The sequence below is a fragment of the Treponema bryantii genome (assembly GCF_036492245.1).
GTDB classification, from domain to species: domain Bacteria; phylum Spirochaetota; class Spirochaetia; order Treponematales; family Treponemataceae; genus Treponema_D; species Treponema_D bryantii_C.
The window spans coordinates 2,885,639-2,909,575 of sequence record NZ_AP025286.1 but is presented as its reverse complement, the minus strand read 5'-3'; the positions used below and the strand labels follow the sequence as shown (position 1 = coordinate 2,909,575).

The 23,937-nt window shown below is 39.4% G+C and carries 24 protein-coding genes; 19 read left to right on the top strand and 5 right to left on the bottom strand.

Features of this window, described 5'->3' with window-relative positions:
• Positions 1–11 precede the first annotated feature (11 nt).
• The 7 genes from AABJ44_RS12830 to AABJ44_RS12800 all read left to right on the top strand — a co-directional run bounded on the left by AABJ44_RS12830 (position 12) and on the right by AABJ44_RS12800 (position 7,890).
• Positions 12–938, top strand: coding sequence for a DUF4340 domain-containing protein (locus AABJ44_RS12830; protein WP_338369460.1), 927 nt, complete (start codon positions 12–14; stop codon positions 936–938).
• Positions 935–1,591 (top strand): aminoacyl-tRNA hydrolase, encoded by a 657-nt coding sequence (pth, locus tag AABJ44_RS12825; protein WP_338369459.1) that lies wholly within the window; start codon positions 935–937, stop codon positions 1,589–1,591. The genes AABJ44_RS12830 and pth overlap by 4 nt, the downstream gene beginning before the upstream one ends.
• A 316-nt stretch (positions 1,592–1,907) precedes the next feature.
• A complete protein-coding gene (locus AABJ44_RS12820; protein ID WP_074644466.1) occupies positions 1,908–2,759 on the top strand; it encodes an ABC transporter ATP-binding protein in 852 nt (283 codons plus the stop codon).
• A gap of 23 nt (positions 2,760–2,782) precedes the next feature.
• Positions 2,783–4,306: an ABC transporter permease gene (locus AABJ44_RS12815; protein ID WP_338369458.1), complete on the top strand. Its 1,524-nt coding sequence runs from the start codon at positions 2,783–2,785 to the stop codon at positions 4,304–4,306.
• Positions 4,307–4,318: 12 nt separating this feature from the next.
• Positions 4,319–5,674 (top strand): ABC transporter permease, encoded by a 1,356-nt coding sequence (locus AABJ44_RS12810; RefSeq protein ID WP_338369457.1) that lies wholly within the window; start codon positions 4,319–4,321, stop codon positions 5,672–5,674.
• Positions 5,675–5,740: 66 nt separating this feature from the next.
• The gene (locus AABJ44_RS12805; protein ID WP_074644473.1) at positions 5,741–6,517 is read left to right on the top strand and encodes an outer membrane lipoprotein-sorting protein; all 777 of its coding nucleotides are present in this window, start codon (positions 5,741–5,743) and stop codon (positions 6,515–6,517) included.
• A complete protein-coding gene (locus AABJ44_RS12800; RefSeq protein WP_338369456.1) occupies positions 6,517–7,890 on the top strand; it encodes a hypothetical protein in 1,374 nt (457 codons plus the stop codon). The genes AABJ44_RS12805 and AABJ44_RS12800 overlap by 1 nt, the downstream gene beginning before the upstream one ends.
• A 2-nt stretch (positions 7,891–7,892) precedes the next feature.
• Here AABJ44_RS12800 and AABJ44_RS12795 read toward each other — a convergent pair whose 3' ends face one another.
• From AABJ44_RS12795 to AABJ44_RS12785, 3 genes are all read right to left on the bottom strand, one after another.
• Positions 7,893–8,117: a DUF6171 family protein gene (locus tag AABJ44_RS12795; protein WP_074644562.1), complete on the bottom strand. Its 225-nt coding sequence runs from the start codon at positions 8,115–8,117 to the stop codon at positions 7,893–7,895.
• Between the two features lie 29 nt (positions 8,118–8,146).
• Positions 8,147–9,628: an alpha-N-arabinofuranosidase gene (locus AABJ44_RS12790; protein ID WP_338369454.1), complete on the bottom strand. Its 1,482-nt coding sequence runs from the start codon at positions 9,626–9,628 to the stop codon at positions 8,147–8,149.
• 204 nt (positions 9,629–9,832) lie between these two features.
• Complete coding sequence (locus AABJ44_RS12785) at positions 9,833–10,537, bottom strand: late competence development ComFB family protein (RefSeq protein WP_338369452.1); 705 nt, start codon at positions 10,535–10,537, stop codon at positions 9,833–9,835.
• 136 nt (positions 10,538–10,673) lie between these two features.
• On the opposite strand from AABJ44_RS12785, the gene AABJ44_RS12780 reads away from it, so the two are divergent.
• From AABJ44_RS12780 to AABJ44_RS12770, 3 genes are read left to right on the top strand one after another with little or no spacing between them, the layout of a single operon-like run.
• The gene (locus tag AABJ44_RS12780; RefSeq protein ID WP_338369451.1) at positions 10,674–11,294 is read left to right on the top strand and encodes an ATP-dependent Clp protease proteolytic subunit; all 621 of its coding nucleotides are present in this window, start codon (positions 10,674–10,676) and stop codon (positions 11,292–11,294) included.
• 51 nt (positions 11,295–11,345) lie between these two features.
• On the top strand, positions 11,346–12,203 hold the full coding sequence (locus AABJ44_RS12775; RefSeq protein WP_338369449.1) for a GNAT family N-acetyltransferase: 858 nt from the start codon (positions 11,346–11,348) through the stop codon (positions 12,201–12,203).
• 5 nt (positions 12,204–12,208) lie between these two features.
• Positions 12,209–13,009, top strand: coding sequence for a DbpA RNA binding domain-containing protein (locus AABJ44_RS12770; RefSeq protein ID WP_074644486.1), 801 nt, complete (start codon positions 12,209–12,211; stop codon positions 13,007–13,009).
• A 32-nt stretch (positions 13,010–13,041) separates the two neighbouring features.
• Here AABJ44_RS12770 and AABJ44_RS12765 read toward each other — a convergent pair whose 3' ends face one another.
• Positions 13,042–13,698 (bottom strand): YfcE family phosphodiesterase, encoded by a 657-nt coding sequence (locus AABJ44_RS12765; RefSeq protein ID WP_338369446.1) that lies wholly within the window; start codon positions 13,696–13,698, stop codon positions 13,042–13,044.
• A 1-nt stretch (position 13,699) separates the two neighbouring features.
• On the bottom strand, positions 13,700–14,503 hold the full coding sequence (locus AABJ44_RS12760) for a hypothetical protein (protein ID WP_338369444.1): 804 nt from the start codon (positions 14,501–14,503) through the stop codon (positions 13,700–13,702).
• 75 nt (positions 14,504–14,578) lie between these two features.
• On the opposite strand from AABJ44_RS12760, the gene AABJ44_RS12755 reads away from it, so the two are divergent.
• The 9 genes from AABJ44_RS12755 (at position 14,579) to AABJ44_RS12715 (ending at position 23,923) form a co-directional block, all read left to right on the top strand.
• Positions 14,579–16,225, top strand: a complete 1,647-nt coding sequence (locus AABJ44_RS12755; protein ID WP_074644493.1) for a Na/Pi cotransporter family protein — start codon at positions 14,579–14,581, stop codon at positions 16,223–16,225.
• A 73-nt stretch (positions 16,226–16,298) separates the two neighbouring features.
• Positions 16,299–16,457: a TMEM14 family protein gene (locus AABJ44_RS12750; protein WP_177177755.1), complete on the top strand. Its 159-nt coding sequence runs from the start codon at positions 16,299–16,301 to the stop codon at positions 16,455–16,457.
• The gene (locus AABJ44_RS12745; protein ID WP_074644495.1) at positions 16,445–17,047 is read left to right on the top strand and encodes a hypothetical protein; all 603 of its coding nucleotides are present in this window, start codon (positions 16,445–16,447) and stop codon (positions 17,045–17,047) included. Before AABJ44_RS12750 ends, AABJ44_RS12745 begins: the two co-directional genes overlap by 13 nt.
• Before the next feature lie 20 nt (positions 17,048–17,067).
• Positions 17,068–17,829 (top strand): exodeoxyribonuclease III, encoded by a 762-nt coding sequence (locus tag AABJ44_RS12740; RefSeq protein WP_338369442.1) that lies wholly within the window; start codon positions 17,068–17,070, stop codon positions 17,827–17,829.
• A 99-nt stretch (positions 17,830–17,928) separates the two neighbouring features.
• A complete protein-coding gene (locus AABJ44_RS12735; RefSeq protein ID WP_338369441.1) occupies positions 17,929–18,636 on the top strand; it encodes a hypothetical protein in 708 nt (235 codons plus the stop codon).
• A 160-nt stretch (positions 18,637–18,796) separates the two neighbouring features.
• Positions 18,797–20,065, top strand: coding sequence for a tryptophan synthase subunit beta (gene trpB, locus AABJ44_RS12730; RefSeq protein ID WP_338369439.1), 1,269 nt, complete (start codon positions 18,797–18,799; stop codon positions 20,063–20,065).
• A gap of 1 nt (position 20,066) precedes the next feature.
• Positions 20,067–20,831: a tryptophan synthase subunit alpha gene (gene trpA / locus AABJ44_RS12725; RefSeq protein ID WP_338369438.1), complete on the top strand. Its 765-nt coding sequence runs from the start codon at positions 20,067–20,069 to the stop codon at positions 20,829–20,831.
• A 16-nt stretch (positions 20,832–20,847) separates the two neighbouring features.
• Entirely contained in the window at positions 20,848–22,302 is a 1,455-nt protein-coding gene (locus AABJ44_RS12720; protein WP_338369437.1) for a chorismate-binding protein, read from the top strand.
• Between the two features lie 13 nt (positions 22,303–22,315).
• A complete protein-coding gene (locus tag AABJ44_RS12715) occupies positions 22,316–23,923 on the top strand; it encodes a bifunctional anthranilate synthase component II/anthranilate phosphoribosyltransferase (protein ID WP_338369436.1) in 1,608 nt (535 codons plus the stop codon).
• Positions 23,924–23,937 lie beyond the last annotated feature (14 nt).

The following is a 23,937-nucleotide window of genomic DNA, read 5'->3' as shown; positions in this document are numbered from 1 at the left end:
AAGGTAGCGATATGAAGACAAGAAAACTAGTTTTGATCATTGCAGATGTTGTGCTGCTTGCTGTTTGTACAATCCAACTTGCTCTTGCTGCGCGCGATACAACAAAATATTTTACACTCAAAGATAAGCCTGATTCTCTGGAATTTGTTACTCCAATGGAAACCTTCAGTGTTTATAAAGATGGCGAAGAATGGTTTGTAAGTGATAAAAAATATCCGGCTAGCCAGTCGATGGTAGATTCCTATATTGATGCAATTTCTAATGTTCGTGCCCTCGATAAGGTCGGAAATATTTCTTCTGGAAATAATGCAGAAAAATATGAACTTGCAGATGGTAAAACAATTACAGTAACAGCAAAGCTCGGCGACAAGGTTTTACGTACAATTACAATTGGTAAAACTGCAGTTTCTTCTTCTCAGTGTTATGCAACAATTGATGGTGGAAAGGATATTTATCTTGTTTCTGGTGGAATTAATGATACTCTGGATACAAGTATTGCTGCTGCTCGTACTACAATTGTTTTGAATCTTGATTCACCTGATATTACTAACGTAGCAATTACAGATTACGCTTCTGGTAAAAACTGGGCTGTTTCTAGAATGGGAACAGGTGAAGATCTTGCATGGAATGTCAGCGGTGCAGAAGAGGGCTATGAGCTTGATACTGGTGCTGCTGCAAACTGGCTTAATTCCTTTGCTTCTCTTTCTACCCGCGACTGGTATGATGATAGTGAAGTTCTCGAAGGAACAAAAACAGTTACTGCAAAAATCACTTGTGCATATAAAGATATTACAGTTGAGTTCTTCGCAATTCCTAAAAACAATGAGAACGATCTTCAGCAGTATTATGGAACCTGCAGCGAAACTCCTTACCGCTTTAAGGTAAACGAGAGTTCTGTAAAGCAGTATCTTAAATCTCTGGACGAGCTTTCAAAATGATTAAACTCGTAGCATTTTTAGGAAATTACGGCAAGGAATATGAAAAGACCCGCCACAATGTAAGCTGGTATTTTGAAGATTCCCTGCCATTTGCTAACCGCCTCTCATGGCAGAGTAAGTTCAAGGGTGAGATTGCGTCGTTTACACCGGCGGAGCTCGCCCAGTGGGCCTGTGATACAAAAATCTGTTCAAAGAAAGACGGCTCTCCGGTTCTTGTACCGGAAGAGGCACCGGCTCACATCTACTTCCTCAAGCCAATGACTTATATGAATCTGAGTGGCGACAGCATTATCGAAGTTGCAAACTTTTATAAAATCCAGCCATCTGAAATCATGGTAGTTCACGACGAACTCGAACTTGCTCCGGGCTTTGTAAGTCTTAAGTGGAGCGGCGGCCTCGGAGGTCACAACGGTCTCCGTTCAACTAAGGCCGTACTGAATACTCCAGACTTCTTCCGCCTGCGTTTTGGAATTGGCCGCCCGGACAACGAAAACATAGGCGTTGCCGACTGGGTATTAAGCCGCTTTACAGCCGAACAGCAGGAAATCATGCAGAATGTATTCAGTCAGACAAATCTGCTGCTGGTAAAACTTCTTCTTTCTAAAGAACCCAAGGATTTAATACAAAACTGGGGTAAAAAAAATCTCATATAATAAACTGCCGTCATGCTGAACTTGTTTCAGCATCTTTTGGCTCCCGGTTGTGATTCATGAGGTAAAAACGCGCAATAATGCGCTAGACGTTGTTTGTGGCATAGAAACTATTATAATGCCGCTCTCGCGGCATCCACAAACAAAGTCTTTTTACCTCATGACTCACGCCCTCGCGCCAAATTTACTGGTAACACTTTATTCTTTCTCAATTGTTAAAATAATAATGAATCTATTGACACGTTTAATGTATTACTGTATTATTCAACTAATACACTAATACGGTATTAAATACAATATAGAGAAAGGAGTATATAAAATGGCAGTTGTTAGCTTAAAAGACGTGCACAAATTCTATCCTCTTGGAAAAGAAAGGATTGAAGCCGTTCGTGGAGTTTCCTTCGATATTGAGAAGGGAGAGTTCGCCGCAGTTTCAGGACCTTCAGGATCAGGAAAATCAACAATTTTGAATATGATAGGTCTTATTGATCTTCCTAGTAGTGGCTCAATCGTAATTGGTGACACAGATGTTTATAACGGTGTAGATCTTGCTGATGCAGAAACCATTAACACAAGATGGGCATCAGCTGGTCCAGATAAAAAAGACGGAAAGAAAAAGAAGGTTCGTGTTGCAATTCCTTCAAAGCTCGACCGTAGAATTACTGCTCTCCGCCGTTCTCATCTTGGTTTTATTTTTCAGACTTTCAACCTTATTCCGGTATTGAATGTTTATGAAAATATTGAATTCCCTCTTCTTCTTGAATCAAAAGATAAAAATTCCAAGAGCCCTGTAGATGAATTTACAAAAGCTCAGAAAGAAGAATGGATCAATTACCTTATTGAAAAGGTTGGTCTTACAGACTGGAAGAATCACAAGGCAAATGAACTTTCTGGTGGTCAGCGTCAGCGTGTTGCTATTGCCCGTGCTCTCGTAACAAAGGCTCCTGTAATTCTTGCTGATGAGCCTACAGCCAACCTCGACTCAAAGAACTCAGAACAGATTCTCAAACTCATGAAATCTTTGAACAAGGATCCTGAACTTCAGACAACCTTCATCTTCTCTACACATGACTCTCGTATTGTAGATATGTGTGATCATGTTGTTCACATTCTTGACGGTCAGGTAATCAACGACGAGCACAAAGAAGGTTCGGACGTTTATAAAATTTAAGCTTGCGGTTACAGGAGATCTAAATGAAAGACATAATTAAACTTGCCCTCCGCAACCTCAAGGAACATAAATCTAAAACCATTATTATTTCGATGTTTATCCTCTTTGGTGTAGCAATCGTTGTAATGGGAAACTCGTTCCTTGAATCTGTAAACCGCGGACTTGAAAACGACTTCAGGGCAAATGTAACCGGAGATCTTGCAATTTCGGTTATCCCTGAAAAAGGTACAACAATAGATTTATTTGGAGTGAACTCTACAAATATTACAACTGAAGTTCCTCAGATTCCAGCTCTTACAGATATTGATAAAATCGAAAAGATTCTTGCAGAAACAGATGGAATCAAAAAACAGTCAAAGCTTATTTCAGCACAGGTAATTCTTTCAAAAGATGCTGAAATTGATTTCTCTGTTCTTCAGGATGATGATAAAGACCTTGGAATTATGGACCTCCCGATTTCAATGCTTTTTGCCGGTGAATCAGGAAGTTACTGGGAGCTCTTCCCGGATTTGAAAATGATTGAAGGTCATTATCCAACTCCAGGTTCAAACGAGATTATCGTAGATACTCGTGTAATTGAAGGTTTTTATAAGGCCTGGGATAAAACTCTTGAAGTTGGAGACGATGTTCTTCTTGCCAGCATGGGTGGTGTAATCCGTGAAGGTAAGGTTGTTGGAATCTTTAAGCCTGCTAATGAATATTCTGCTATGTTCCAGAGTGTTTATTGTGAGCCTGGACTCGCACGTTCTTTTGCAGAACTTACTTATGCAAATTCGTTCAGTCAGGAATTGCCAGACTCTGTAGACCTTTCAATTTCTGAAATGTCAGAAGACGATTTCTTTGGTGGTGATGATTTCTTTGATGATTTTGAAGAAGATACAAGCATTCTCGGAAGTACATCAGATTTCGACAGCATTCTTGGAGATACAAGCCTTCGTGATGAATTGAATAAAACTGATGATGGTGCATGGCAGTTTATTGTTGCTAAGCTCAATAATCCGCATGCAGACAAAAAACTTGTAGCACAGCTCAATAAACGCTTTAAGGATGAAGGTGTAAATGCTCTTGCAATGGACTGGAAAAAAGCTGCTTATTCTTATTCAGCTTCAGTTGATGGAATTGGCTTTATCTTCAACCTGCTTATCATAATTCTTGCGATTGTAGTATTCATCATCATCATGAATACAATGGTAGTTTCTGTAATTGAACGTACAAGTGAAATCGGTACAATGCGTGCTATTGGAGCAGAAAAGAAGTTTGTAAAGAAACTCTTCTATTCAGAAGCAATAATTCTTACAACTCTTTCATCAATAGCAGGTGTCATCTTCGCCTTTATCTGTATGATGATTTTCAACTCGTTCAACATCACAATTACAAACACAATTGCAAAAATGATTCTTGGTGGTGGTTTGCTTCACTTCAGCCCAACTCCAAAAATCATAATTATAACAATTGTAATTGCCCTTATCGGAAGTATTATCAGTAACAGATACCCTGTAAAATCTGCACTCAGAATTACACCGATTAAGGCACTCAGCAAGGAATAGGAGGTACGTAAAATGAAAACAGTATCATTAGCACTTAGAAATCTTACAAGAAATAAAAGACGTAACGCCATTCTTGCAGTAGCAATTGCCTTCGGATTTTTTGTAGTAACTGCAATTGACGGTCTCACAACCGGAATGGTAGGAAACCTCGAAAATCAGATTACTCAGCTCATTGGTGGAAATGTAATTACACAGGGATTGGAATGGCTTAATCCGGAAACTCCTGGTGGAAAAGTTAAGCTTGTAAATATTGTACGTGACAGAGATTACGTAAAAAATATCGTTGATGAGCTTAACATCAAATATGATTATTATTCATGCTATACAATGTCGAGCGGAAACATAATCTTCAACGGAAAGAAATCTGTGCTTCAGCTTTATGGTCGTGACCTTGAAGAAAAGCAGCTTCGTGAGTCGTTCCAGTTTGTTAGTGGTGGAGTAGACCCAAATGTTGAAAACGGACTTATCATAAGCGAGAAGGTTGCAGAATCTCTGAATGTTCAGATTGGTGATGAGGTAATTTATTCAACATATACAGTTTATGGACAGAACACCTTTGCTGATATGGTAATCACTGGAATCTTAAAATCAAACAGCTTTATCAATACAATGCAGGCTTATGCAGATATTGAAGATGTAAACAAGATTATTGAAATGCCGGAAGGCGGTTATTCAATGTTCTCAATCTATCTTCGTGATAAAGATCAGCAGACTAAAGCTGCCATGATGATTGAAGACAGAATCAGAAAGGATCATGAAAAAAATCCGGAGATAAACGTAACTGACCGAAGACTTGCTATGAAAACAAATCCAACAAATGTTGGAAAAGGTCTTGAAAAGCAGATTGATACAAGGAAACCGGAAAACGAATGGAAGGGTGTAAAGTATGGAGTTGAAACTCTGTACGATGAAATTCCACAGATTAAGACTGTACTGAACATTGTACATATCATTACAACTGTAATTCTTATTGTTATTCTTCTGATTGTAATGGTTGGCGTTTCAAATACTTACCGTATGGTTTTGTATGAACGCATCCGTGAAATTGGTACAATGCGTGCACTTGGAATGACTGGTAAAGATACACGCCGTGTATTTACTAATGAAGCCGTTATTCTTTGTGTTATAGGTGCATTTGCAGGTTTGATTTTTGCAATAATTGCTATGGCAATTGTGCATTGCATTCCAATCGCAAATGAGTCACTAGCGTTCTTCCTGCAGAAGGGACACTTCACATTTAAATTGTCTGCATTATCAATTATACTTCAGTATATAATTCTGATTGTGCTTACAACTTTTGCAGTAAGAGGCAGTGCAAAGCAGGCCGCTCGCATGAGCCCAGCCGAAGCACTTCGAACTGTAAAGTAACCAACAATCTAAAGAATGACTCAAGCGGCGAAACTATGAGAGCCGCAATAACCGGAGGTTAAAAAAATGAAAAAAATACTTTCAATAATCGTAGCAGCAGCAATTTTTACAGGTGCACTTGCTGCTCAGGTTTCTGCCGATGTAGCAGATAAGTGTTATAAAATTCTGGAGGAGAGTCAGGATATTCAGGCTTATCACGGTGATTATTCTGCAACAATTTCTCTTGTTGTTGAAAAGCCTGGTAGACCAAAAGAAAATATCCAGTTTAAGGTTTTTGATCGTACAGACAAGAAGCTTATGACAATTGTTCAGCTTTTCCCTGAGGCTGATAAAGGAAAAGGTTATCTTCGTAATGATGAAAACATATGGTCATATGATCCGATTTCCCGCAAGTTTACACATACTTCAATTAAGGAAGCACTCGGTGATTCAGACGTAAAACTTGATGATGTCGAAAAGAACAACAAATATTGGCGTGAGAATTACGAAATATTTTCTTATGAAGAAGGAACTCTTGGAAAATACCCTGTAGACATTATTGTCCTCCAGGCTAAAACAAAAGAGCCTTCTTATGCAAAAACAAAATTATATCTTCGTAAGGATATTCCTCTTCCTCTTAAGCAGGAAGATTATTCTGGTTCAGACCGCCTTATGCGTACAACTCTTGTTCCAAAGTGGTCAAAGGTTGAAGTACGCGGAAAAGTTGGCTATGTAGCAACACAGTTAATCGTGCGTGATGAATTGAACAAGGGTGAGCAGACACAGCAGGTAATTTCTGATCTTACTTTTGATACTCTCCCGGATAAGATTTTCACTAAAGCATATTTGGAAGGATTGAACTAATGAAAAAACTGATATTTTTATGCGGAGCGTTGCTGCTTGCAACTTCCGTTTTTGCACAGAGCGATGATGACCTCTTTGGTGGCAGTGATGATGATTTCTTTGCTGACGACAGCATTGTAGAAGTTGATGACGTTTCTGCTAAAACTGATTTGAGTAAGGGTGTTATTTTTGATTCCGGTACAGTAAAAGTAGGCGGAAGCCTTACTGCCAGTATAGGAACAAACACAATATTGTATTCACCAGATTCAACTGATTTTGGTGAGAATCTAAAGAATACAACTCTTAAGCCGGAATTAAGTGCTTTGCTTTCTGTAGATGCACGTCCATCTCAGAATCTTCGTATGTATACTAAGTTTGGTTTTGCTTATCCGTTTGAAACAAATGCTATTACTTATTTAGATCCTAATTCTTCAATGACAAATCTACAATTTGTAACTTCTGTTTCGGACTGGTTTAAACTCAAAGAACTCTTTACAGATTTCTCTATCAAAGATACAGCTTTTTTCCGCTTTGGTATTCATACAGTTACCTGGGGAACAGGATATTTCTTTAGTCCTGTATCAGATATGATTAACACAAGTTCAATTGATCCTGAAAATCCTGAATTGCAGGTTGATGGAGCTTTGAACCTTCGTACTCAGATTGTATTCCCTGACAGTCAGAACTGTTTGTGGTTATATGTAATTCCTTCTACAGATTTTGCTGGCCAGACTGCAGAAACATATCTTCGTGATACAGCATTTGCTGCAAAAGCAGATGTTCTTCTCGGCAACTGTGAACTTGGAGTAGGTGCTTTCTATAAATATCAGAATGCACCAAAAGTAATGCTTACTGCTACAGGAAGCCTTAAGAAAGTGAGCTTCTTTGGAGAATTTGTATACAGCTATGGATCTTCTACAGAATGGACAAAAAACACAGACTGGGATGATAAATCAAATATCTTCCAGGCAACTGCCGGTCTAAACTATTACTGGAAAGAGCCAATGATTTCTCTTGCTGCACAGTATTATTTCAATGGTAATACAAAAGATCTTGAAGGTTATGTAATCGGTGGTCATAATATTGCTGCAATGGTTGGTTTTGGAAAAGTTTTTGGAACAAAAGATTTTTCTGCAAGCCTTTTTGCAATGGCAAATTTTGGACGTGAAGAATTTACAGATGAAGCACTTGCAGGTATGAAAATGGCTGGTGTAGATGATGCAACTATCGCAGCTGTTTCAGGAACTTCACTTACAACAACTGCAATGCTGTTCTATTCACCAATCAATGAATTAAAGGTAGGTATGGGCCCATCTCTTACTTTTAAGAGCTTTGATAAGAATCCAACAATATCTCTAAAACTTTCAGCCACACTTGGCGGCGGAAACTTCTAGTTTTACCATTTTCCATTTATACAGGCTGCGGTTTTATGACGCACGCGGAACTGAACAAAACAGCCGCAGTCTGCACAGGTCATGCCTCCGATTAGTCGGGGGCATTTTTTACATATTGAAAGTCTTTTTTCAACAATTTCATCACCGACATAATCAGCAACCTCTTCCTGCTCGGCCATTTCCTGCACGAGCTCTGGAGTCATATCCATAGTGGAGAGGTGCTGCATGTTTTCACATACTGGACACGGTTCCACGATTATGCCTGGATCTGAACAGTAACAACGCTCATTGCAGGAACTGTAATGAACATTTCATTTGCTCCGGAAAGTTTAACTTCAAGAGCTTTTTCTTTGATTTCGTTTGGTTTATCAAAGCTGTTGCATACATGCATTTCTTTAGAAGTAAGGATTGTAGCAGATGCTTCCTTAATCTTACCTTTAAGACCTGCAAGAGTAATGTTGATTTCTTTCTTGCCTTTGAGTTCTGCGTTTGTAAGAGTTACTGTATAAACATTCTTCTTGTGAGAAGCAGAAGCAGATACAGAATCAATACGAGCATCCTTTGGACCAATCTGATTAGAAGCAACGCGGGTAGTAAGGCTTGTAGCATCCATGTGTGGCTTGTACATGTGGAATACGTACCATGTTGGAGTCTTAATCATCTTTGTACCTTCAGTAAGAACAGGAGACTGAAGAACGTTTACAGCCTGAGCAATATTTGCAACACGAACACGGTCAGAGTGATTGTTGAAGATGTTCAATGTAATTCCGGCAACAAGAGCATCGCGGATTGTAGACTGCTGATAGAGGAATCCAGGGTTAGTTCCCTTTTCTACAGCGAACCATGTACCCCATTCATCAACTACAAGGGCAACACGCTTATCAGGATCATACTTAGTCATGATTTCATCGTGATGGCGTACGAGTGTTTCCATAAAGCCTGCATTGCGCATTGTGAGGTACCAGTCTTTTTCTGTAAAGTCGCAGGCTGGTTTTCTTCCGTTCCAGTCTGGTTCTACTGTGTAATAGTGAAGAGAAAGACCGTCCATAAGAGGTGCTGATTCGCGCATAAGAACTTCTGTCCAGTTAAAGTCTGCAGCATTAGGTCCACAGGCAATCTTGAAAATCTTATCTTTGCCGTACTGGCGAACGTATGTCTGATAGCGGCGGTAAAGGTCTGCATAATATTCAGGCTTCATGTTTCCACCACAGCCCCAGTTTTCATTACCTACACAGAAAAGAGGAAGTTTCCATGGCTTTTTATGGCCGTTTGCTTCACGGAGTTTACTCATTGGGGATTCTCCGCCGAAAGTCATATATTCAACCCATTCAGACATTTCCTGAACAGTACCGCTTCCTACGTTTCCATTTACATAAGGTTTACAGCCAAGGAGTTCACACAGTCCAAAGAATTCATGTGTACCAAAGCTGTTGTCTTCTACAACTCCACCCCAGTGAGTGTTAATCATGCGCTTACGATTTTCATAAGGGCCAATTCCGTCTCTCCAGTGGTATTCATCTGCAAAGCATCCGCCCGGCCAGCGAAGGTTTGGAATCTCAAGCTCTTTAAAGGCTTCTACAACATCTTTTCTATAACCGTTAATATTTGGAATCTCTGAATCTTTTCCAACCCAGAATCCGCCATAAATACAACGACCAAGATGCTCGCTGAAATGACCGTAAATGTCGCGGCTGATCTGACTGCCGTCGAGGTCTGCATTAACAATAATTGAATCCATGATAAAATCCTTCTGATTTTTTTTTGTTAGTTAAACGTTTTACTAATTGTCATTGTAACACGCAAACGTTTTCATTGCAATTCAATTCTGCATAAAATGAAGATTTTTTGTTGTATGATTCTCTAAGTTTATATGAAAAGTGTATCATTCCGAACTTGTTTCGGAATCTTTTTTTAGAGATGCTGAAACAAGTTCAGCATGACACTATTTCTTGAAGATAACCAAATCTTTCATTTTGAGAGTGTAGGTAGAATCAAGAGTCTGGCGTACACACTCTTCACTCATAATTGGAACTTCAAAATGATATACAGATTCAGAATAGCCTTCTGCTTCAATTTCAATGCTGAAATGGAAGTACTGACGTTCTCCGCTTTCTTTTGCAGGTAAAGATTTAACCCAGAAAGAATAAACGCCCTTTGTGCTTGGAACAAGATGGAACGGGTTAGACCAGGTTTTATCAACCATTTCGGCTACCTTGCCATCCATTTTCAAAGTGATTGTTGCATTAGTAACAGGTTCAAAAGTATTACCGTCGAGAACAACACCCATAAATGTAAAGAAGTTAAATGCCGGCTCTGCCTTTGCTGAACTGCCGTGAATTTCACAGTCCTGTCTGTTTTCATTATGGAACGGACGCTTTGTAGTACTTACAGTTCGCATTCCTTCAAGAGCCATGGAATCAATATCAGCAAGAAGCTGAGAACTTGCAAGATATTCAACATTGTGAGTTACACCACGGCCTGAAACAACGTATTTAGGAGGAATTCGGTTGAGTACATAACTTACAGTATCCAGACGGCAGTTTTCACAGTCGCATGTAAGCCAGGGAACGTTTTCACCCTTAACACGGTCATAGAGAGTATTAACAGCCTTTATTACTACATCTTCCATTAAGTTATGTACATTCATAATCCTTTCTCCTAGATAAAACGTTTTCGTTAATTATATATTATAAGGGAGAATAATAAATAAAACAATTTTTTTTTAAATTTGGTCTAAAGTTTTTTCAATTGAAAACTGCCGGATTTTCTAGTATATTTATGTTATGAACTTAAAATCTATTTATACAAGTCCTCGTTTTGATGATGAGGAAGAAGAAAAAAAAATGAAAATGCCAGATCCTTTTTCGGACAGATTCCTTAAGACAAGACAGATTGTCCTTACTGGCGAAGTAAATAAAGAACTTGCAGATGCAATTGCTAAACAGCTTCTGATTCTTGATGCAGAAGATTCAAAATCTCCAATTTACATGTATATTGACTCACCAGGTGGAGATGTAGACGCAGGTTTTGCTATTTATGATGTAATTCGTTTTATAAAAGCTCCAGTTTATCTCATTGGTATGGGACTCATTGCTTCAGCTGCAACACTTATTCTTGTTTCTGTTCCTGCAGAGCGCAGACTCGGACTTCCAAACAGCCGCTATCTTATTCATCAGCCGCTCGGCCAGATGCGTGGAGTTGCAACTGATATTGAGATTTATGCTAAGGATATGGAAAAAATCCGTGCTAAGTTGAATAAACTTATTGCAGATGCAACTGGAACTTCTCTTGAACAGGTTACTAAAGATACTGACCGCGATTACTGGCTCGATGCAGATGAGGCTGTAAAGTATGGCCTTATCAGTAAGATTGTTTCAAAACGCGAAGAACTTCCTTCAAAATAGTCTATGCAATTTGAACTGACCGATTCGCTCACAGACGACATAATCTCTGCTATGGAAAATCAGGATGTTGAATATGCCGTCTCTGCACCTGAAGGTCAGCTCGTTATTTCTGATTCAGATGGTAATACACCAGATGATGAAAAGTATTACAGTTTACCTGAGTGGGGGCCATCAGATGGTTTTGATTTGCGTGAAGAATTTGTAAATAATCTTCATGCTCCATTGGCCCGTGAAGAGCTTCAGAGTGCTCTGCATTCAGGAAGGGGGGTATTTAAGAATTTTAGAAACGTATTAAAAAACTATCCTGAAATTGATAAACGATGGCATATATATAAGCACAGATTTATGTCGGCACGTATCAATGAATGGTATAATTCACTGCGAGAAATATGGGGATTAGAAAAATTAGATCAGTTACCAGAATCGGATGATACCTTAGTGCATGATGATTTTTCGTTCAAGGAATATGATTCAGCTGCTGATAAGAAAACAATCCTTTTGAATATTACTGCAGATTCCTGCGAGGATGAGACACTGCCACTGGAATTAAACAGAGCATTTTACGGATTATGGCGAGCCCAGTTTGAAGGGGCCGCAGAAGAAACTCAGACCGGTTTTATTTGCTCAAGTCTTTCAGATGATTTTGCAGGTTGTATAACAGCATCTCCGCTTTTACAAAATCAGGAAAAGATTGTTATGATTACAAGTCTTTTTGTTCCTGAACAGTTCCGGGGACTTGGAATAAGTACAGAACTTATTAATATGTGTATATCCAGCCTTAGAAACTGTGGAAAAGAATGGGTTATTATCCCGAATACTATTGCACCGGATATTTTACAGCCGTTATTAACACGTACAGGCTTTAGAAAAATCAACTCCGGTTACATTTTGTCTTTAATAGGAGAATAAAAAAAATGGCATTTAATCGTGATTTTGAGCTTAACGAAGCACAACTTGAAGAATTTCTTGCAAATGCAACAGAGAGAGTTAGAACTTCAGAAAATGTTGATTTGCTTTCTGATTTAAACAAATTATTTAAGAAGAATGTTCCACTTACAGTTCGTAAGTATGTAATAGCATATCTGCTTAAAGAAGCATTGAAGCACTATCATCCATTTAATAACCGCCGTGACCGTTTTGAACGCAACGAGCGTAACGAACGTAATGACCGCAACGAAAGAAATAACCGTAACCGCCAGGAAAGAAATTTCCGCCAGGAACGTGCAGAACGTGTTGAAGAGCCGGCAGAGGCTGCTCCAGCTACGGAAGAAGAACGTCCACGTCATCCACGTGTAGAGATTCCTGAAGATCAGGCTACATCAATCTTCATCAGCATTGGTAAAAACCGCCGTGTTTACCCACGCGACCTCGTAGGTATTCTTATTGCAATCGCTGGTATTGACCGCGAGCGTATCGGTGATATTAAGGTTCTTGCAAATTATTCTTTTGTACAGCTTTATACAGAAGATGCTCAGACTGCAATTGATAAACTTAACGGTTATGACTACCGTGGCCGCAAGCTTGCTGTAAGCTACAGCCGCCAGAAGTCAGATGCAGAAGGTACAGAAAATGCTGAAGCAGAGACTGTATCAGTTGAAGCAGAAAATCAGACAGAGTATGCTGAGGAAGTTGCTCAGATGAGCGCAGAAGATGCTGCTGCTTACGCTGCTGCAGAAAAAGCTGCCGCAGATAAAGAGCCATTCGGCATGAACTAAAATACCGGTGGTTTAGCTTGTCGAAACCACCATCAATATGGGGACCATAGAGAATACTCTGTGGTCCCATCATTTTTTAACGTCATTTTTATAAACGCTATATCAACAAAAGTTTTTTCAACAGTAGCAATTGCAAAGCCAGCTGGCTGGCCTCCCCGAGGTCTTGCACAACTTCCCGGATTCACAATCTTAAAATTCTTGAACGTATCTTCGTGAGCAATATGAGTATGCCCGTAAAAAGCAGTGCTGCATTCTGAAACCTGCATTTCAAGACCGAGAGTTTCTAATCCAAAATCAACACCCTGGTTATGGCCGTGAGTTACGAGAATGCCGCGGCCGTTTACCTTAAGTTCAATCAGCTCTGAAAAATAAAGGCTGCCTTTATCTAGCGGGTAGCTGGACGGATCACAATTTCCGCGTACGGCTGCAATCACCGGCGGCACACACTCTGCCAGTTTCTCATCGATTTTCTGTTTATAAAGCAAAGTTGCGACATCACTCACGCCGTCGCCACAAAAAATCAGCGCGTCACATTTAGCTCCATAGCCGCGCACAATACTCTCGAAAACCGGGTAACGTCCGTGCGAATCCGAAATAATAAGTAGTCGGGCGTGATCCTTCGTTTCGAGCGCAGCAATAGCATCTCGTGATCCGATTATATTCTGGGTGTGCTGTGAAATTTCTATCATACTAATTCAATACAAAATGATTTATCGACATCAGCCCGGTTTCCGGGTCCGTGTAGTGGTGGAACTGATATCCTTCGAGCATCTGCTGCATATGCTTCTGCAGAGCCTTCGAACGCTCCGGGGCACCATCCAGCAGCTGAATATATTTAATTGTTTCTACGATAATTTCCGGCGCATTCTGATGAATCTGACCGTCAGTTTCTTCAGGAGCGATTTCTCCGGTAAGTCCTGCAGTCTGTCCCTTATCAACAACAATATCGCAGGTAGATTCAATACCAAGAACATCATCCTGAGGAAAAAGTGCAATTACAGGGTAAGGAACTTCCTGTTCCCATTTATCCTGATTACGGGCAAGTGCAATATGAGTATTTTCAGGTGCACCAAGAAGTACAACACCGCAAAGGTCCAGTTCTTCAGTCTGAAGGGCAGCAGTAAAATCAGAAGCATAGCCTTTTACACCGTGCTTAAAATCTTCCGGATAGGTAACCGGGTAAATGAGTCCGCCGTCTTCATCAAGACCAAAGTTTTCTCGAAGAAGTGAGAGCAGACTTTCTTTTATTTCGGGATTATTAAAATCATAACCAAAAAGCACCATTACTCTTTTATTGGTAACGTGCCATTTTTGAGGTGCCGACTGAATCGCAGGTGAATCAGCCTGATTTAAAGTCAAATCTACGCTGTTGGGATCATTATCTTTCTGATTTTTTTTACAGCCTGTAAAGCCTGCAGAAAAAACAGCCAATATGCAAACTGCAACGCCAGTTTTTGTAAGAAATCTGCGGATAGCAGTATGTTTTCTTTTCATTTCCACACCCATTCTTCTATTTTACAGCATTTTATTTTTCTTGAAAAGGAGGGGCTATTTCGGTATCATAGGAATATGAATGTCATACAGCCCGTTTTAGAACTTGTTGGCAGCCTTGGATTCCTTCTTTATGGAATGAAGCTGATGAGTGACGGTATCCAGAAGAGTGCTGGAGAACGCCTGCAGCGTGCTCTCTCTGTTCTTACAGGAAACCGTTTTGCTTCCCTTTTAACCGGACTTTTCGTTACGATGATTGTTCAGTCATCGGGTGCCACAACTGTAATGGTTGTTACCTTCGTCAATGCCGGACTTATGACTCTTGCACAGTCAGTAGGTGTAATTTTTGGTGCAAATATTGGTACTACAATCACTGCATGGATTGTTGCAATCTTCGGATTTAATTTCAAAATATCAGCATTTGCCATTCCGGTTTTTGGTGCCGGATATTTTCTTTCAATTCTAAGAAAGGGCCGTTACAGAAACTGGGCTGAAGCTCTCATGGGATTCGGTATGCTCTTCCTTGGTTTGAGCGGACTTTCTGATGTATTCACTCCTGAACAGCTTGGATGGCTCTTTAAGATTCAGGGTACAGGTCCTGCTGCAATTTTAATTGGCTTTGTAGTTGGTATTCTGATTACAGCACTTCTGCATTCTTCTTCAGCTTTTTCTGCAATCGTAATCACAATGGCTTATAACGGACTTGTAAGCTGGGATATGGCTGCTGCTATGACACTTGGTAGTAACATCGGTTCTACTATTGATGCGGTACTTGCTTCTCTTGGAGCAAATGCAGATGCACGCCGTTCAGCTATGATTCACGTTATGTTCAACGTGTTTGGTACTGTACTTGCACTTATCTTCTTCCATCCGTTCCTGGATTTAGTGATGATGCTTACACCTGGCGGACAGCATTCAAATATTGCAATCCGTATTTCAATGCTGCATACAGTTTTCAAAACTCTTTCTACTATCGTTCTTTTACCGCTGCAGAATCCGCTTATCACACTTGCAAAAAAGATTATCAAGGACGATCCGGAAAAAACTTCAAACGTTTACAAACTCGAATTTACAGGTCTTGTTTCAAAGGACAATATTACAACTCACATTATGCAGGCAGAAAAAGCTATTGCAGATATGACAGATGTTGTAACAGATATGTTTGATAAGATTCAGATTGGTGTTACAAAGCGTAATTCTGATTTTATAGAAAAGCATGCAGAAGCAAGTGAACTTGCAGAAGATTATGCAGATCAGATGCATGAGCAGATTACTCACTACCTTATTAAGTGTGAATCACTTCAGGTTACAGAAAAGCAGTTGAATCACATTTCTAATATGATTCAGATTGTTGATGAACTTGAGAATATGAGTGACAGTTGTTACGGAACAATCATGTTGATTATCCGCAGTATCGAAAAGAAGATGAAATTCCAGAGCGAAGATATGGAACGTCTTCTTCCGTATATTGAGCTAGCCCGACAGTTCCTTCAGTTTATCCGCATAAATATCAACAAACAGCTTACTGCAGAAAAACTTGAACTTGCCCGCGAACTTGAAGATGGAATCGATGCTTTCCGTAAAGACCTTAAGAAGGTTGCCCGCAAGCGTCTCGAGGGTGGTGCAGATGTTAAGTCTGAGCTTCTCTACATCGACATTGTCCGCACAATCGAACACATTGGTGACAACTGTTTTAATATTTCAGAAATTCTGACTAATGGATAATTAATTTTTCGCAAAGTTGAATATTAAATTCTTATAAGATATAATATTTTGAAATTAGTTTTGGAGGATATAAATGAATACTTCTTCAAATAAAAGAACTAACTCTAAGACAAAAACTGTAGCAGGAGTATTATCTGCAGCTGTATTAGCTTATTGCGGTTACAAAATTGTAAATAAACAATTAAGTAAATCAAAATACGATCCTGATCCAAATAAGAAATGTACAAAGTAAAAGAGAATTTAATTTTTGGTTTTCATGGTTGTGACCAAAGTTTGTGTGATTCTTTGGTGAACGGAACATCTAAAAAGTTGAATTATAGTGAGAATCAGTACGACTGGCTTGGAAAGGGAATGTATTTCTGGGAAAACGATCCTGATCGGGCATTGCAATGGGCAATAATGCTAAAAGAACATTCTCAAAATTCAAAACAACAAATTGAAAAGCCTGCAGTTTTAGGGGCTGTTATTTGTCTTGGAAATTGCCTTGATTTTACTGAACAGGAAAATCTTCAAAAACTTAAAGAACATTATGAAAATCTTAAAAATTCTGGCTTAGAATTACCTGAAAATAAAATTGGAAAAGACAGACTAAAAAGGGAATTGGATTGCTTTTTAATTAATTCTTTAGTTGCGCAGCAAAAAGAAGAAAATCCCGATAATGCTTATGATTCAGTTCGGGGTGTGTTTTTTGAGGGTAATGAATTATATCCTACTGCTGGATTTCGTGAAAAAGATCATATTCAAATCGCAATTTTAAATCCGAATTGTATTAAGGCTTTTTTTAAGGTCAGAAAAGAAGATAAAAAATATAAGATTTTATAGTAAAACTAATAGGGAACGATATGAAAATCATTTCATGGAACGTAAACGGTATTCGTGCTGTAGAAAAAAAAGGCTTCATTGACTGGCTGCTTGGTTGTGGCGCAGATGTTGTATGTATTCAGGAAACAAAGGCTAATCCCGGTCAATTGTCGCCTGAGCTCTTAGCTCCTGGCGGTGTTTATAAATCATACTTTTCAAGTGCAAAACGCCCAGGCTATTCTGGAACTGCAATCTTTACAAAAACAGAACCCGACAGCGTTGAAATTATGGGTGATGAACGCTTTGATGATGAAGGCCGTGTAACAATTGCCAAGTTCGGAAAACTTGCTGTAATTTCTGCCTATTTTCCAAACAGTCAGGATGCTGGTGCACGTCTGGACTACAAGCTTGCTTTCTGTGATACCATGCTTAAAAAATGCGACCAGCTTGTTGCAGATGGTTTTAATATCGTACTCTGTGGTGACTACAATATCGCTCACAAACCTATAGATCTTGCAAATCCTAAAGCAAACGAAGGAAATGCCGGCTACCTGCCGGAAGAACGTGCCTGGATGGATAAGTTCACCGGGGCCGGTTATGTAGATACATTCCGCCATTTCTGTGAAGAGCCAAAACAGTATACCTGGTGGAGCTACCGCTTCCATGCCCGTGAAAAGAATATCGGGTGGCGTATAGATTACCAGTGTGTAAATCCATCATTTATTGAAAAAGTAAAATCCTCAACAATTCTTGCAGATGTCCTTGGATCCGATCATTGTCCGATATCAGTTGAAATTGAATAAAAAAAACTTGTGGACTGATTCTCTGTTATGTTATTATTAAATTAATATTTGTAATTTAAAAAATAAAAGGAGAAAAAAATGAAAAAAATTACAAAAGTTTTGGGGTTGATCGTTGTTGCAGCAATGTTGTTTGTTGGATGTTCTCCATCTACTGGAAATAACAATGGTAATGGTGGTAACAATGGTAATGATGGTAAAGATTCAGCAGATGACGTTGTAAATGATTCTTCTTCAAAAACAGTTGACTTTGATACTGCATTGTTCGATGAAAACAGTTTAACAGTAGATGTTGATGCAATTGAAATGTCAGATGGGACATGGAATTACAGACGAATCGATGACTATTATGATTGGGAAGATCGAATTGTAAAATATCAGCTCAATTTTTCGTATAAAAACGGACAGATTGATAAGACGGATAAAGGAATTTATAACTTTAGTATAACTATTTCTGGAACTCTTCCGAATGATACATCTGAAGAATTAAAAACAAAACTTAAAAAATTAGGCTGGTTAATTGAAGAAAATAATTATTCAATATCAAAATACTATGACAAAGCTCAGCTTGCAACGCTTAGCGATGATTGTTACAGATTTATAACTAGCATCTCTTATGATGATGATTTATATGATTATTACGTGGATTTTACTGCAGAGAATGGATTAAGACGTTTATTGTGGGACGTAGAAGATTCTGGCTTTGATTCAATTACTGACAAATTTAAAACAAATGCAGATAAAACCCAGTATTACTGGAAACCACATGACAAAGAAGCTTTAGACAAATGCTTTCTTGTTAAGAAATAAGATTATTCATTAAATTGAAAAAACAGCCAGATACATCTGGCTGTTTTTTTTTCTTTTCATAAAAAAAGCAATAATAACAAAACATTATTTATGTTTCTATTGACAGAAACGTATTTTATACTGTAATGTTACTATAAATAGAAACATTACAGAGGTAACAATGACGCATTCAGACAACGGATTTTTTAACAGTTTTGGCGGTAAATATGTAGCGGAAGTTTTAAGAGGTCCGCTGGATGAATTGGAAATTGCTTTTAAGGAAGCAATGGCAGATCCGTCATTTATAAAAGAACTTGAAACAATTCAGAGGGATTATATTGGTCGTGAAACTCCGCTTCTTTTTGCAGAGACAGCAACAAATCTTTTAGGTGGAGCTCAGATTTATATAAAGCTTGAAGGCCTCGCAAATACTGGCGCACATAAAATCAATAATGCAATTGGACAGTGTCTGCTTGCAAAGCGCATGGGTAAAAAACGAATTATTGCAGAGACAGGAGCTGGGCAGCATGGAGTTGCAGCTGCAGCTGCCTGCGCAAAACTTGGCCTTGATTGTACTGTTTACATGGGCGAGGTTGATGTTCGCCGTCAGCAGCCGAATGTTGCAGCAATGGAACTTTACGGAGCAAAGGTACATGCAGTTACAAGTGGTAGTCGTACCTTAAAAGATGCTGTAAATGAAGCAATGCGTGACTGGGCCGCAAATCCTGATACAACACATTACGTTCTGGGTAGTGCCCTTGGTCCGGCTCCTTTTCCAGATATGGTCAGAGAATTTCAGAGTGTAATTGGACGGGAAGTTGAAAAGCAGGTTAAGGAACGTGGTCTTGATGTTGCTGCAATGATTGCCTGCGTAGGCGGTGGTTCTAATTCTATAGGATTCTTTTCACCATTCATTGATAAAAAAGAACCTGTTCTTATTGGGGTAGAAGCAGGTGGAATCGGAGATGGAGTTGGTGAGAATGCAGCCCGTATGACAGGAAATGCAGGTCGCGAAGGAATTATGCATGGTTATAAATCACGATTCCTTCTTGATGATGATGGACAGGCCTTACCAACCCGTTCCATTTCTGCAGGTCTTGATTATTGTGGAATTGGACCACAGCTTGCAGCTCTAGGTTGCAGTGGCCGTATTAAGTTTACTTCAGCGCGAGATGACGAAGCTCTTAATGCAGTTAAATTTTTTGCAAAGAACGAAGGTGTTCTTTTCGCAATGGAAAGTGCACATGCCGGAGCAGAAGCAATTCGTCTTGCACCGACACTTCCAAAAGATAAAGCAATCATCATAAATATGAGTGGACGTGGTGACAAGGATGTATTCATTACATCACCAGTTTTCCGTAAAACAGAATGGCTTTCATTCCTTCATTCAGAAATAGAACGACTTGAAGCAAATGAAGATATTCATACAGCACAGATAATGGGGAAGTAAAATGAAAGACAATAAAATAAAACTTATGAGTCATCTTGTTGCAGGTTATCCTACAGATGAACTTGCGTTTACTGCAGCGCGGGCACTTGTTGACGGTGGTGCTTCTATCCTGGAAGTTCAGCTTCCATTTTCAGATCCTAGTGCAGATGGTCCTGCGATTCAGGGCGCATGTACAGAAGTGCTTAAGCGTGGTTATAAAACAGAAGATGGATTGATCTTTATTGCAAAACTTCATAAGGAGTTTCCCGAAGTTTCAATTTATCTTATGAGCTATGGTTCTCTGGTTTATACCCCTGGAGTTGAAAACTTCTGTAAGAAGGCTGCAGCTGCCGGAGTTACCGGAATGATAATTCCAGATCTTCCTTTTGATTTTGATGAAGGACTTACAGCAGCCTGTCAGAAAAATGGAATGAATAATATTCCTGTAGCAGCACCAAGCATGAGTCCTGTGCGTCTTAAGAAAATGGCAACAGCAGGTTTTCCTTATATCTATGCTGCCTTAAGAACAGGTATTACAGGAACTGAAACTTCAGTAGATAAAGCAACTATTGATTTTCTGAAAGCAACTGGAGAAGGCGGAAGTAAGCTTTACGGTGGGTTTGGAATTTCAAATGGAAATCAGGCAAAGGCTCTTGCAGACAGTGTTGAAGCAATTGTTGCGGGCAGTGTTTTTGTCCGAATAATCACAGAGAATAAAGATAATTCTGAAGATCTTTATAAAGCAGTTCGTGCTAAAGCAGAAGAGCTGACAAATAAAAACAATTAAAAATCGGAGGCCGGAAATGAAAATAAGAATGGACTTAATGTACAAATGTATTCAGAACTCAAGATACACGCCGTATCTTCTTGCAAAAAAAATAGGAGCCAGTGCAATTCTTGAATCAGCAAGTTTTGCAAAAGGCCGTGAACGCTATTCAATTCTGATGACAGAAGAAGCTTTCAAAATCAAACAGAATGATGATGGAATCTTCTTTGTAATCGATGGAAAAGATATTCCTTTTGACCCGGTGGTTTTAGAGGGAGAAAAAAGTCTTGATGCTCTCGGCCGGGAAAAAGCACCTGATATTCTTGATGCTCTTTTATATGTTGCTCAGCAGAATAGAACTCCGGAAGGTCCTCTTTCTGAACTTCCGCTTCCAGCTTCCGGACTTGGTTATCTCAGTTACGAATTTGCAAAGCACTGTGACAATATAAAGTTCTTTGAACAGAAGGATGAATTAGATATTCCTGAAAGCCTTTTTGTTACCGGACATATCTATATTATCTTTGATCACTTTACAGAAGAAATGCATATCTTTGCTCTTAATTACAACGAACATCAGATTGATCTGCATGCAGCAATGGAACGTATTTTGAAGCGTATAAATGATATGGATTTTTCTTATGTTGAAGAAGACAATTTCAGTTTCGACTACAAAATGCTTACTGATCTGGAAGCTTCAAAAGAAGAATATGTAAACAAGGTTAATGCGTTGAAAAAGCATATTGTTGCCGGCGATATCATTCAGGCTGTGCCAAGCCGCAGAGTACAGATTGAATGTGATGCTCCTGCAATGGCTGTTTACGGAAAGCTCCGTAAAGTAAATCCTTCTCCATATCTGTTCTATATTGATTTTGGTTCGTTCCAGTTTACAGGTGCTTCTCCAGAAAGTCTTGTACGGGTTAGAAAAGGTAAGGCAACAATTCATCCGATTGCAGGTACAATCCGTCGCGGTAAGAATGAAGCAGAAGATGAAAAGAATAAACTCGAACTTAGAAATAATCCTAAGGAACAGGCAGAGCATCTTATGCTTGTTGATCTGGCACGAAATGATTTAGGCCGTGTCTGTGAAAAGGATAGTGTGAAGGTTCCACAATACATGGACTGTGAAGTATTCAGTCATGTCATTCATCTTGTAAGTACAACCGAGGGAACTGTAAAAGAAGGTGTAAAGCCTATTCAGGTTTTAAGAGCATCTTTCCCTGCAGGAACAGTAAGCGGTGCTCCAAAAATCAGCGCTATGCAGATTCTCAGTGGACTTGAAAAAACAAAGCGTCGTTTTTATGCAGGAGCCGTAGGTTATATTCAGCCTTCCGGAGATCTGGATTTCTGTATTTCAATTCGTTGTGCTTTACGCAAGGGAAATGTATGGAATCTTCAGGCCGGTGGTGGAATTGTTTATGATTCAACGCCTGAAAGAGAGTTCACAGAAACCTGTGAAAAACTTGGTGCTTTAATAGATACATTAACAAAATAGAGAGGTAAGAAATATGATTTTAGTTATTGATAATTACGACAGCTTTACATTTAATGTTGTGCAGTCTCTTCAGAATGCAACATCAGAAGAAATAAAAGTAGTAAGAAATGATGAGATGACAGTAGACCAGCTTGCAGAATTGAAGCCAAGCCATCTTATAGTTTCTCCTGGCCCTGGAAATCCTGTTGGAGCAGGAGTGAGCCTTGCCGCTATAAAATATTTCGCTGGAAAAATTCCTATTCTTGGAATCTGTCTTGGACATCAGGCAATAGGAGAAGCCTTTGGTGCAAAAATTGTTCAGGCAAAATTTATTAAACATGGAATCGTAGAAGAAATTGATCTGGACGGACGAGGAGTTTTCAGAACTATCGGAAAGAGTGCTAAGTTTACACGCTACCATTCGTTAGTTATTGATGAAGCTACTTTGTCTTCTGATTTTGAAATTACAGCTCGTGCAAAGGATGGAGATATTATGGGTATCCGCCATAAGACACTCGAAATTGAAGGTGTTCAGTTCCATCCGGAAAGCATCGCAAGTCAGGGCTGTCAGGAATTGTTCAAGGGCTTCTTAAATTACAGACGGGATAATCTTCCAGTTGCAGAATATCTTCGCCAGCTGATTGATGAGAAAAAGCCTTTGACTTGTGAGCAGGCTGCATTTTTTATGGAAAATCTTACTGATGGAACAATGGATGAAAAAATTACTGCTTCAATTCTTACTGCTATGTCAGCACTTGGTCTTCCGACTGCAGAAGAAATGGCAGGTTGTGCCGGAGCTCTTATGAAAAAGAAAACTCCATTCCCAAGAACTTTACAGGGGCTTGCAGAAATCGTAGGAACTGGAGGAGACGAAAAAGGCAGTTTTAATATTTCAAGTCTCAGTGCAATTGTTGCTGCTAGTTGTGGACAGCCAGTTGCTAAGCATGGAAACAGAGCTGTTTCTTCGAAGAGTGGTGCTGCTGATTTCTATGAAAATCTTGGAATTAAAATTATGGCTGAACCAGAAGTTACAGCAAACCTTTTGAAAGATACCGGTTTTGGATTTCTTATGGCTCCTGTGTATCATTCTGCAATGCGTTTTGCAGCACCTGTTCGTAAAGCCCTCGGAATCAAAACAATCTTCAATGTGCTTGGACCTCTTTTGAATCCGGCTGGGGCTGAGTATGAAGTGCTCGGTGTATATAGCAAAGACCTGATGGCAGATTACGCAAGAGCTGCTAAAGCTTTGGGGGCAAAGCGGGTAATGGTAATTCATAGCCGCGATGGTTTCGATGAGATTTCACCTTGTGAACCAACCGATGTTTTCCAGATCAATGAAGATGGAAAAGAATATCGATATGTAATTGAACCTGCAAAGTTTGGAATCAGTAATGCTGATATTGATGAGCTTGAAGGTGGCAGTGGCGCAGACAATGCTGCTCTTGCAATGGAAGTTTTGAATGGCAGTGGTCGTGCAACAATAAAGGCTGCAGTAGGTCTTAATGCCGGTGCAGTGCTTTATTTAAGTGGTAAAGTTAAAACCCTGAAAGAAGGATATGATATGGCTGTTAGTGCAATTAACAGCGGTACTGCACTCAGAAAACTTGAGCAGATTAAAACAGAAAGTTTAAAGGCGGCTTAATGCAATATGTGTGG